The organism is Paenarthrobacter sp. Z7-10 (assembly GCF_026932795.1).
In the GTDB taxonomy this organism is placed as follows: Bacteria; Actinomycetota; Actinomycetes; order Actinomycetales; family Micrococcaceae; genus Arthrobacter_M.
Map to the genome: position 1 here is coordinate 24,273 of NZ_JADPVH010000041.1, position 11,559 is coordinate 35,831.

Genomic DNA, 11,559 nt, shown 5'->3' on the forward strand with positions numbered 1-11,559 from the left:
TGCGGCAATTCCGGGCGTTATCTTGTGCCGCAATTCCGGGCCGCGGATCGGTCCTGCAGGACCGCCACGAGTTCACTGCCAGCGATAACTCTGCGGAGCATCAGCTTGATGAGGGACAATGAGTTTATGGCAAATCTTTTTGGACGGACCCGGCCACTGAACGAAGCGCGCAGCGTGCCCCAGGGGGACACCGTTGGCTCCTTTACGTCGTACCTGGACGCGCAGAAGGCGGTGGACTATCTGGCGGACCAGAATTTCCCCGTGCAGATGGTTTCCATTGTGGGTAATGACCTGAAGATGGTGGAGCGGGTCACCGGAAAGCTGAGCTATCCACGGGTTGCCCTTTCCAGCGGCCTGACGGGTGCCTGGTTCGGGCTGTTCGTGGGACTGCTGCTCTCGTTCTTCGAACCTCCTTCCGGGGCAGGGGGAGGACTGCCGTCCATCGTGACCTCGATCCTGCTGGGGGCGGCCTTCTGGATCCTGTTCGGCATCGCAACCTATGCCATGCAGCGTGGCAAGCGGGACTTCACCTCCACCAGCCAGGTCCTCGCATCCGGTTACGACGTCATCGTGGCAACCGAAAGCTCGGCGGAAGCGCGGCGGCTCCTGGCGCAGTTGCCGATGACTGCCGCCTCCGCCCATGCGGCACCGTATGCGGGACAGCAGAATCGGCCCGCTGCCCCTCAACTGCCGACGTCATCCCCGCAGCGGCCCAACGGCTGGACGGATCCCTACCCGCACGGAACCGGAACGGGCAGCACTAAGCCCGGCGAGCCTGCCGGCCCGGATGAGGCGCCGGTGGAGGGCGCCGTGGTCCCGGAGTCCGGCACCACACCGGGAACCTACCGGGACCTGCCCGACGGCCGGCCGCAGTACGGCATTCGGCTGCCACAGGAGCCGGATGCGGCGCCGACGCAGGCAGCTGCGGCCCAGGACGCCGCCGAGGGACCGCGCCCAACCGCGCCAAAGGATCAGCCATCTCAGGAGCTGCTGCCGCAGGAGCCGCCGTCACAGGGGTCGCACGCCACCGGGCAGCCTACCGGTGAACCGGACGCCGTCGATCGACCGGTCCAGGCGCCGGAGGAACAGCACCACCGCTGACGCAACGCCGGCCCCGGAAATCCTGGCGGATGACACATCCAGGGCGCGCCTGACTGCGAACTACCTTCGTAATATTCGTGGGAGGTTTGCCCTCTCTGGGCCACCTCCGCTGATTGAAGGAGTGTCATGCCCTTTATTACCGTCGGCACCACCCAAAACGATGCAGCTGTTGAACTGCACTATGAAGACTTTGGCGAGGGAAAGCCGATAGTTCTGATCCACGGCTGGCCACTGAGCGGCCGTTCCTGGGAAGGGCAGGTTCCCGCCTTGGTTGAAGCCGGGTACCGGGTGATCAACTATGACCGGCGCGGATTCGGAAAGTCCTCGCAGCCCTGGTCGGGTTATGACTATGACACCTTTGCTGCAGATCTGAGCACCCTCATTGAGGAACTGGATTTGCGGGAGGTTACGCTTGTCGGTTTCTCCATGGGCGGCGGAGAGCTGGCCCGGTATGTCGGGACCTATGGAAGCGAACGGATCTCCAAACTCGTCTTTGCCAGCGCCGTAACTCCATATCTGTGGAAGTCGGAGGATAATCCCGAGGGCGGCGTGGATCAGAATTTGGCCGACTGGTTCTCAAATGGGCTGACCGGTGACAGGCCAGCCTTCCTCCATGAGTTCCTGACCATGTTCTTCACCGCGGGGAAACCGTCGCTGTTGAACAAGCCGCTGGTGAGCGCCGAGCAACTTGCCTATAACCTCGAAATCGCCGAAGCCGCCTCCGCCAAAGGCACACTCGATTCAACGGCTGCTTTTGCGGCCACCGATTTTCGTGCAGATCTGGTCAAGATCGCCGTGCCGACCTTGGTGATCCATGGGGATTCCGACACCATTGTGCCCTTCGAGGTCAGCGGGGCGCGCACCGCAGCGGCCATACCGAACAGCCAAACGGTACTGGTCAAGGGTGCGCCACACGGTCTTACGGTCACCCATAAGGACGAATGGAACAGGCACGTCCTGAACTTCCTTGCTGAGTAAGGGCTGAGGCGCGGAAACCTTTGCGATGGGGCCGGTCCAGTTGGGCCGGCCCCATCCCGTCGCGGCCGCTTAGCTGGTGGGGCCGTTTGCGCCGTAAATGCCAGCCATCCAGGACTCCACCTCGTCGGGGGTACGCGGCAAAGCCTCGCTGAGGTTGACCGGTCCATCGGCGGTGATCAGGATGTCATCCTCGATCCGGACGCCAATGCCGCGGTACTCGGCCGGAATGGCCAGGTCCTCGTTCTTGAAATACAGCCCGGGCTCGATGGTGAACACCATTCCTTCGGTGATGATGCCATCGAGGTACAGTTCCCGTTTGGCCTGCGCGCAGTCGTGAACATCCAACCCCAAATGATGACTGGTCCCATGCGGCATCCACCGGCGGTGATGCTGTCCCTCGGCGGAGAGCGCCACCTCGGCGGGAACCGGAAGCAGGCCCCAGTCCTGCAGCCGATCGGCCAGCACCTCCATGGCGGCGGTGTGCACCCCACGGAATTTTCGGCCCGGAACGGCGACGGCGAACGCCGCGTCGGCTGCGTCCAGCACGGCCTGATAGACCTTACGCTGCACCTCGGAGTACGTCCCATTGACCGGCAGGGTGCGGGTGATGTCCGCGGTGTACAGTGAGTCAGCCTCCACACCCGCGTCCACCAGAATCAGCTCCCCGGGGGTCACCTGGCCGGTGTTGCGGGTCCAATGCAGGGTTGTCGCATTGTTGCCGGCGGCGGCGATGGTGTCGTAACCGAGCTCGTTGCCTTCCTCGCGGGCGTGGGCAAAGAATGCCCCTTCCACCACGCGCTCACCACGGTGGTGCGTAATGGCGCGGGGCAGAGACTTGATGATCTCCTCGAAACCGGCCGCCGTGGCAGCCACGGCGATCTGCATTTGCTCGATTTCCCAGTCGTCCTTGATCAGGCGCAGTTCGGAAAGTGTCTCGGTTAGCTTCGCATCCAACGCGTCCAGGGCAGCCAGATCGGCCTCCTGCGGATCCTGGGCAGTGTTGTACCGGGCCGTGTCCACCAGCGCGTCTATATTGTCGTCAACCTTGCGGACCAAGCGGATGGAGGTTCCGCCGATTGCCGGATCACCGACGTTCTTGGTGATGGCCGCTTCGAGTTCGTCCAGGTGCGCGGTGGCGACGCCCAACCGGGCGGCGAATTCAGCGAGCGTGGGACGCGCCCCAATCCAGAACTCGCCTGCGCGCGCGTCGGCATAGAACTGCTCGGTGTCCCGGCCGGCCAGCGGCCGGAAGTAAAGCGTCGCCCGGTGCTGGCCGCCGTCGTCGCCCTCGCCGTCGTCCGTCGGTTCGAAAACCAGCACCGCATCCGGTTCGTGGTCGACGCCAAGCCCGGTCAGGTGGGCAAAAGCGGAGTGCGGGCGGTAGCGGTAGTCGGTGTCATTGGACCGCACCTTCAGCGCTCCGGCCGGAATCACCAGGCGTTCCTTGGGGAACTGCATGGAAATGGCGCGACGGCGGCCAGCGGCGAAGTCGGCGACGTCGTCGCGGGCGGGCAATTCCTGCGCCGACGGAGCCCAGTTGGCGGCCATGAAAGCACGGAAGGCATCGGAATCAGGCTTCTGGGAGCGGTTGTTGACCCGCTCGTCCAGCGGCTGTTCGGTGGCTGCCGCGCCTGCTGCCTCGGTGCTCATGGAGGCGCTGGTGGGATCTGCTGTCAGGTCTGCACTTGGCTCAGTTTGATTCACCTCTTTAGTCTCTCACCGTCCAAGGTTCCAAGGCCAATACCCCTGTTCGGCCGGCGCGGACCGTGCAGCGGGCCGCCCCGTCAGCGGCCGGGTGGCTGACCAGCCTGCGGATCGGTTGGCTAACGGACGTAGGCTTGGAGTGTGAGAATCGACCTGCATACGCACTCCAACATTTCCGATGGAACGCAGCCGCCGGCAATGTTGATGGCCGCGGCGCGGGACGCCGGGTTGGATGTGCTGGCGCTGACCGACCATGACACGACCCTTGGCTGGGCCGAAGCCGCTGCCGCTGTTGCCAGTACAGGCGTGGCCCTGCTGCCGGGAATGGAGGTGACCTGCCGGACCGCCGAGGGGATCAGCGTGCACCTGCTGTGCTACCTGCACGATCCCGGATTCGCAGGGCTGCTGGAGGAAATCACCAAGGCAAAGGATGCACGTCATTCCCGCGCCCGGCGGATGGTGGAACGGCTGGCGGAGGATTATCCGCTGAATTGGGACGATGTCACTCAGCATGTCGCCCCCGGAGCCACCATGGGCCGACCCCATATTGCCGATGCACTGGTCGCCGCCGGCGTCGTGGAAGACCGCACCGAGGCGTTCGCCAATATCCTCACCTCGCACTCGCGCTACTACGTCTCCCATTATGCTCCGGACCCGGTGCTGGCCATCACGCTGATCCGGGCCGCCGGTGGGGTTCCGGTCTTCGCGCACCCGGTTGCGTCCGCCCGGGGACGTGTGGTGGGCGAGCAGACTTTCGGGGACATGATCTCAGCGGGCCTGCTGGGCGTGGAGGTCGATCACCGTGACAATCCCGAAGAGGGCAGGGCCTGGCTGCGCGGGCTCGCCGCCGAACACGATCTGATTATCACCGGATCCAGCGACTACCACGGTCGGGGCAAGCCGAACCGGTTGGGGGAGAACCTGACATCGCCGGAGTCGCTGGCCCGAATCGAAGACCTGGCCAGCGGCGCCGTCGTCCTCCGCCCCTGACCTCCCCCAGCCCCGCCGCCGGCTTCCCTCAACTTCGCCCCGGCCTTCCAAACTAGGTAACAGTAGATGCACTCAAAAGGCGTTTTGAGTGCATCTACTGTTACTCACTTGGGTGAGCAGTTGGGAGAGGGGGGTGGGTGAGGACGGCGGCCGATTCGCCCAGGCGCTTGGCCATGACGTCGATGGCTTCCGGGTTTTGATCCACGCACACAAATTTCCGGCCCAGCGAGGCCGCCACCGCACCCAGAGTGCCCGATCCGGCGAAGAAGTCCAGCACCCAGTCCCCCGGGCGTGAGGACGCGGACACCACCCGCCGCAGCAGTCCCTCGGGTTTCTGCGTGGGGTAGCCGGTTTTCTCCTTGCCCGTGGGGGAGACGATGGTATGCCACCAGACATCGGTGGGGAGTTTGCCGAGCGCCCGCTTTTCCGGTGTCACCAGCCCCGGCGCCATGTACGGCTCACGGTCCACCTCGGCACTGTTGAAGTGGTATTTCGCCGGGTTCTTCACGTACACCAGGATGTTGTCATGCTTCGCGGGCCAGCGGCTCTTGGCCCGCGCGCCATAGTCGTAGGCCCAAATGATCTCATTGAGAAAGCACTCGCGGCCGAAGATCGCGTCCAGCATCACCTTGGCATAATGCACCTCGCGGTAGTCCAGATGCAGATACAGTGTGCCGTCCTCGGCCAGCAGCCGCCACGCTTCGAGCAGCCGGGGCTCCAAAAAGGCCCAATAATCGGTGAAAACGTCGTCGTAGCTGTGCAGTGCGCCCTTGATGGTCTGGTAGCTTTGGCCGCCAAAGCCCACCCGGTCCCCGGTATTGCTGCGGACCATGGTGGTCCCCTGACGGCTCTGCACGCGGCCGGTATTGAAGGGAGGATCAACGTAGATGAGCGTGAACGCGCCGGAGGGAAGGGTGGGCAGGTACACGCCATTGTCTGCGTGCACTACTGCATTGCCGCCGTCCGGGCGCCACGTCATCATTTCAGCTGTGCTCTCGATGGGGGACCTCAGCAGCCGTTTGGGCGCTTACTCGGCCGACGGCGAATCGGCCGGCGCGACGACCTCACCATTGCGGCGGCGGGTGCGGCTGCGGTTGCGTCGGGGCCGGGCGGTCTTTGCTTCTTCGGCGCCCGCACCGGCGCCGTCCGTCGAACCGGGGCCTGACGTGCTGTGGACGGCAGAGGATGCGCCGGCAGCGGCTGCGTCCGCCGCGGCCGGACGACGGCGGCTCCGGTCGCCCGCGCGACCCTCCGAAGACCGTCCATCCGAACGACGCTCGCTGCGGCCGCCTTCGTGACGCTCGCTGCGGCCACCTTCGCTGCGGCTGCCTGAGGACCGTGAACCCTCCCGGCCAGCCGAGGAGGAGCGTGAGTCGCGCCCCCTGGACCGGGGTGCTGCGTTGCGTTTGCCGGTCTCGCCCAGGTCCTCCAGGACCTCGGCATCGATGCCGGCGTGGGTGCGCTGGCTGCGCGGCAGCCGGCCCTTGGTTCCCTCAGGAATGTCAAGGTCGGTGAACAGGTGGGGCGAGGAGGAATAGGTTTCCACCGGCTCGGGGACATCAAGTCCCAGCGCCTTGTTGATCAGAGCCCAGCGCGGCATGTCGTCCCAGTCAACGAAAGTCACGGCCGTGCCCTTGTTGCCGGCACGGCCTGTGCGGCCCACGCGGTGCAGATAGATCTTCTCGTCCTCCACGCACTGGTAGTTGATCACGTGCGTGACGTCGTCGACATCAATGCCGCGGGCTGCGACATCGGTAGCCACAAGCACATCCACCTTATTGTTGCGGAAGGCCCGCAGTGCCTGTTCACGGGCACCCTGGCCCAGGTCACCATGGATCGGAGCGGCGGCGAATCCACGGTCCATCAGTTCCTCGGCGACCTTGGCGGCGGTGCGCTTGGTCTTGGTGAAGATGATGGTCCGGCCGCGTCCGCGGGCCTGCAGGATGCGGGCCACCACCTCGGCCTTGTCCATGCTGTGGGCGCGGTAGATGAGCTGGCGGATGTCCCGCTTGGTCAGCCCTTCGTCGTCCGGGTCCGCTGCCCGGATGTGCGTTGGCTGCGTCATGTAGCGCCGCGCCATGGCGACGACGGCGCCGGGCATGGTGGCCGAGAACAGCAGGGTCTGGCGCACGGCGGGGGTGCCCGCAATGAGCGTCTCAACGTCCGGAAGGAAGCCCAGGTCCAACATCTCGTCGGCCTCGTCCAGCACCACCAGCTTGACGTTGCTCAGGTTCAGGTGTTTCTGCTTGTACAGGTCGATCAGCCGGCCCGGGGTGCCGACCACGATCTCCACGCCCTTTTGCAGGGACTCGATTTGCGGCTCGTATGCCCGGCCACCGTAAATGGTGGCGATCCGGGCGCCGCGGTGCCGGGAAGCGGTGCCCAAATCACTGGCCACCTGCACGGCCAGCTCACGGGTCGGTACGATGACCATGGCCTGCGGGGCTCCGGGAGTGGGCAACTTGTCGTAGCCCTGGTCCGTCGGGGCAATGACGCGCTGCAGGGCCGGGATACCAAAGCCGAGCGTCTTACCCGTACCGGTTTTCGCCTGCCCAATAATGTCGTGTCCTGCCAAGGCAATGGGCAAGGTCATCGACTGGATCGGGAAGGGGTGGGTGATACCCGCCTCGGTCAATGCCGCGACAATGTCCGCCCGGACGTTGAAGTCCGCGAAGGTCTGCGCCACTTCATGGTGCGGTTCCTCGGTGCTGACCAGCGTGGCTTCGACAGTGAGCTCTTCGTCGCTGTTGTCAGCATGCAGATGGGTTTCGTTTTCAATGTTCAAGTGCGTACCGTTCAATTCGTCTGTTCAGGTGCCGCAAGCCACGGCTCGACGTCGGCCGCCCAAGGGGGCCGAACGGAGCCAGCTGCGGCACATTCAGCGGAAGCCGATCGCGGGCTAACAACTGCTTGCCGGCTGCCGCTGCAGGCATCCTGCCAGCGTGCGGACGGCATCATAAGATCGCGTAGGAGCGGGTTTGTTGAACTCAGGAAAAGAATCAATCAACGACCGGGCATCCATGTCTACGCTCCCAGTCTAGCGTGTCCGGCCAACGCGGCCTTCGCCTGGGCCGTGGACCGGGTGTCGCGCCGGGTGGAAACCCGTTGGAGCAGGACGGTTATACCTGTTGGAACAGCACGACCCGGGTGGCCATATCCGCCTGCATCAGCCGGACACGCACATTGCTGCCCGGCTCGAGAACGCCCTCGCAATAGGCTGAAACAGCCGGTTCCTTGATCTGGATGGTGCTTCGCGGTGTGCCGTTGCCATTGCCGTTGGATCGGGGTCCGGCCAGGACGACGGCGTCAAACTCCTGACCGATGTGGGTGCTGAGCAAGGCCGCCTCCACGGTATCCACGGCGGCCCGGTTGACGCGGTTAGCCAATTGGTCCGAGGCCATCATCAGGGCAGGGAGCCCGGGCAGCGCGTCACGGGCCCATTGCGGCACCTCGTCTCCGGCACACAGGGCCGAACAAATGGACAACACGAAACGGTCCACCAGGCGCCGCAGTGGGGCGGTGGTGTGGGCATAAGGAGCGGCGACGGCGGCCTGCACCCTTTGCTCGGGCAGCGCGCCGTCGAACGGCGTATATCCCGCGCCGCGGAAGAGGGAGGTGGCAGCGTGCATCAGGGCCACCTGCTTAGGATCCGTGTGGTCCAAGGAACGCAGGTAGTCACCGTAGGGCATATCGGCCGGCCATGGCTTACCCAGGGCCACGCTTTGGCGCCGGTACCGGTCCACGGCGTCGCTGTCCGGCTCCGGCATGGTGCGCAGAATTCCCACCCGTCCGGCCAGCATCAGCTTTGCCGCAGCCATCCCAGTCAACAGGGAGATTTGGGCGTTCCAATCCTCGATCGGCAGTCCCGGGCGAAAGACCAGCCGGTACTGGTGGCCGTCGTGCTCCACCTCCTGCTCCGGGGCGTTCAGGCTGGCACCGCCGCGCTGGTGTTCCAGCGCGATGCGGGCCAGCCCTATTTCCTTGAGCAGGCACAGCGTTTCCAGACAGACCCGCGGAGGAGCGGACGTGGCGTCCGCCGCGGTGAGGCCGTCATCCGCCGTCGTGCGGGCTGCGTGGCCGTCGTCGGCCAGCATTTCCTGCGCCTGCTGGTAGCTCAGCCGGGCCACGCTGCGGATCCGCGCGGGACGGACCTCCATGGAGAGCATTTCGGCCTCGGCGTCGAGCTTGATTTGCCAGACAAAGGCCGGCCGGATCTGCCCGGCGCTCAGGCTGGCGGCACCCTCGCCCAGCTCCGCCGGGTGCAGCGGCACGCGTCCGTCGGGGGTGTAAATGGTCTGTCCGCGGCGCCGGGTTTCCGCGTCCAGAGCTCCGCCCGGGAGTACGAAAGAGGGAAGGTCCGCGATGGCATAGTGCACCAGATAGCTGTGCCCGCCAGCGACCGGGTCGACCCTCTGCAGGAACATGGCCTGGTCAAGGTCGCGGGACCCCGGTGGATCGAGGGTGAGGAATGGCAGGTCGGTCAGATCCAGGTCCGGCAGCGGATGGTCGTCCAGCATCTGCTGGACCTCCGCCATGACTTCCGGGCTGAACCCTTCCGGAAGCCCGAACTCCGTCTTCAGATCCGCCAGGGCTTGGATCAACTGCCGCTGTGCGGCGCTGGCATGCACATCAATCGGTGAATAGGGCACGAACCTAAGCGTAGCGCCGGAGGCCCGCTACTGCCGGAGAAACGACGCCTACCGCAGGTCTGCCGGTTGGCCGCCGCCCGTTCCGGACCGCAGCCATGTCCCTGAGTCTGGCTGGTCGTCTAGTCTGGTTGAATGACTGATCAGCCTGCCGGATCCGCACCGAAGGTCTCCATGGGAGAGCTCAACGCCCGTTATGACAAGTTCGTGGTGGATCTGCTCGGGGTGATGGCCTACGGCGAACTTTCCGCATTTGAACGCCTGTCTTCCGATGCCCGGTATTCGCCCACTCTGGCTGACCGGGCGGTGCTGGGGCGGATGGCCGTGACCGAGTTTGAGCACTTTGATCTGGTGCGTGCCCGGTTGCGGGAGATGGGGATAGACGCAGAGTTGGCCATGCGGCCGTTCCAGCCCTCGATTGATGCCTTTCACGACCGCACCCGGCCGGCGGACTGGTACGAGTCACTGATGAAGGCATATGTGATCGATGCGATTTCCGGTGATTTCTATCAGGCGATCAGTGAGTTCCTGGACCCGGCTACGCGCGGGGTGATTAATCAGGTGCAGGTTACCGAGGAATCCGGGGAGCTGATGGAGACTCGACTCAAGCGGATGCTCGCCGAAGATCCACGGCTGGCATCCCGGTTGGCCTTATGGGGCCGGCGATTGGTGGGGGAGGCGTTGACCCAGGCCCAGCGGGTGGGCAGCGAGCACAGCTTCCTGATGGGGCTGATGGCTGAGAACCGGGAAGCGGTGGCGGGCCGGGACGTCGTAAACCTGATGGCCGAATTGACCAAAAACCATTCACGGCGCATGAGCCGGCTGGGACTGACTGCCTAGATGAGTAATTCCAAGGTGGGTTAGTGGTCGTAGGCGGTTAGTGAGCGGCGGATGGCTTGGCCGATGCGGTCGTTGTGCCAGATCGCTGCTGTCATAGCCAGCAGGCGTTGAGTGATGCGGACGATGACGCCGTCTGGTTTTCGGCCGCCGTGTTGCTCCAGGTCGAGTTGGCCTTTGAGGGTGTCGTTGATCGATTCGATGATTTGCCGTAGGGGTTTGAAGAACCGCGACCCTGCCCGCGGTTTTTCGCCCTTACGGGCTGGGCGGAGCAGTTCCAGCCCTGCCTTCTCCAGGGTCGCTTCGAAGTCGTGGCCGAAGTAGTTCTTGTCCGCGATGACGGTCTGTTTCTGTCCGTCTTCACGCACCGCTGCCATGGTCGGTGTTCCGGCCAGGACGTCCAGAAAGATTTGGCGTTCATCAGCCTTGGCCCCGGTCAGGGCGTATCCGACCGGAAGGCCGTGCAGCGTGCAGACCAGATGCAGGCGCAAACCCCAGAAGTACCGGCTGTGCGAAGCGCAGTAACCGTCCTCGGCCCAACCTGCTAGATCCGAACGCTTGACGGTTTCCCTGGAGCGGGCACATTCGACCGGGGTGGAATCAACGATCCACACATCATCGGAGCAGATACCGCTGCGCTGGCCGAGCATGCCAATGAGCCAGTTCATCGCCGGTCCAAGCCGGCGCAACCGTTTGTTGTAGCCGGATTGGCCGGGCAGATACGGGAACATTTTGCGCAACGACCCATCACTGCCAAGGTGATCAGCTCGGCATCGGAGATTCTGGGCATGATCCCGATCCTGGGCCGAGTCGGAACATGTTCCGGATAGGCCTTCAACAGATCATCAGCTTCCACATACAATGCAGTAGCAAGGGTGTCCAGATCGGCGTCCACGTGAGCCTCCAAGTTCGACGTTGGGTAGATAACGCCCGATTCTGGACACCCCTGCCCACGATTACACCCCGCCACGCCGGAAAGACCCCTTGGAATTACTCATCTAGAGTCCGTAGGACCGGTCCGTACGGCCGGTTACTGCTGGCTCGGCAGGTAAACAGACGAGCCCCGATCGTTCAAGGTCTCTTACGGCTGGTCGAAGAGTCCAGCCAATCTGGCGCCAGGAACTGCGGAGTTCGTCATCGCCGAGCCTCCATAGCTGTTGACCGTCGCGTTATTTGACGATGATGGCGTCAGTGTTTTTGACGATGTTTCGGGGACGAAAACGCCCCACCCGGTGGTCCCTGGTGGGGCGTTCGTCGTCATGGTGACGGCTTGGTCGTCGTTGGTGCCGTGGTTCTTATTCGC

The 11,559-nt window shown here is 64.3% G+C and carries 9 protein-coding genes and 1 pseudogene; 4 read left to right on the forward strand and 6 right to left on the reverse strand.

Annotation, left to right across the window (positions count from 1 at the left end):
• Positions 1 to 126: 126 nt before the first annotated feature.
• Positions 127 to 1,101: a general stress protein gene (locus IV498_RS12835; RefSeq protein WP_269047172.1), complete on the forward strand. Its 975-nt coding sequence runs from the start codon at positions 127 to 129 to the stop codon at positions 1,099 to 1,101.
• Positions 1,102 to 1,227: 126 nt separating this feature from the next.
• The gene (locus IV498_RS12840) at positions 1,228 to 2,079 is read left to right on the forward strand and encodes an alpha/beta fold hydrolase (RefSeq protein WP_269047174.1); all 852 of its coding nucleotides are present in this window, start codon (positions 1,228 to 1,230) and stop codon (positions 2,077 to 2,079) included.
• A gap of 69 nt (positions 2,080 to 2,148) precedes the next feature.
• On the opposite strand, the gene IV498_RS12845 is transcribed toward IV498_RS12840, so the two are convergent.
• Positions 2,149 to 3,729, reverse strand: coding sequence for an aminopeptidase P family protein (locus IV498_RS12845; protein ID WP_269047186.1), 1,581 nt, complete (start codon positions 3,727 to 3,729; stop codon positions 2,149 to 2,151).
• Between the two features lie 195 nt (positions 3,730 to 3,924).
• Between IV498_RS12845 and IV498_RS12850 the strand changes: the two genes are divergently transcribed.
• Positions 3,925 to 4,773 carry a PHP domain-containing protein gene (locus tag IV498_RS12850; RefSeq protein WP_269047175.1) on the forward strand — a complete coding sequence of 283 codons (849 nt, stop codon included), beginning with the start codon at positions 3,925 to 3,927 and terminating at the stop codon, positions 4,771 to 4,773.
• Between the two features lie 100 nt (positions 4,774 to 4,873).
• On the opposite strand, the gene IV498_RS12855 is transcribed toward IV498_RS12850, so the two are convergent.
• The 3 genes from IV498_RS12855 to IV498_RS12865 form a co-directional block, all read right to left on the reverse strand.
• On the reverse strand, positions 4,874 to 5,752 hold the full coding sequence (locus IV498_RS12855; protein WP_269047187.1) for a DNA-methyltransferase: 879 nt from the start codon (positions 5,750 to 5,752) through the stop codon (positions 4,874 to 4,876).
• Between the two features lie 48 nt (positions 5,753 to 5,800).
• Entirely contained in the window at positions 5,801 to 7,558 is a 1,758-nt protein-coding gene (locus tag IV498_RS12860) for a DEAD/DEAH box helicase (protein ID WP_269047177.1), read from the reverse strand.
• 334 nt (positions 7,559 to 7,892) lie between these two features.
• Complete coding sequence (locus IV498_RS12865; protein WP_269047179.1) at positions 7,893 to 9,422, reverse strand: RNB domain-containing ribonuclease; 1,530 nt, start codon at positions 9,420 to 9,422, stop codon at positions 7,893 to 7,895.
• 132 nt (positions 9,423 to 9,554) lie between these two features.
• Between IV498_RS12865 and IV498_RS12870 the strand changes: the two genes are divergently transcribed.
• The gene (locus IV498_RS12870; RefSeq protein ID WP_269047181.1) at positions 9,555 to 10,259 is read left to right on the forward strand and encodes a ferritin-like fold-containing protein; all 705 of its coding nucleotides are present in this window, start codon (positions 9,555 to 9,557) and stop codon (positions 10,257 to 10,259) included.
• A gap of 20 nt (positions 10,260 to 10,279) precedes the next feature.
• On the opposite strand, the pseudogene IV498_RS12875 reads toward IV498_RS12870, so the two are convergent.
• Both IV498_RS12875 and IV498_RS12880 read right to left on the reverse strand, forming a co-directional pair.
• A pseudogene (locus tag IV498_RS12875) lies at positions 10,280 to 11,151 on the reverse strand (IS982 family transposase).
• A 186-nt stretch (positions 11,152 to 11,337) separates the two neighbouring features.
• A partial coding sequence (locus tag IV498_RS12880) for a hypothetical protein (protein ID WP_269047182.1) occupies positions 11,338 to 11,559 on the reverse strand: 222 nt, incomplete at its 5' end.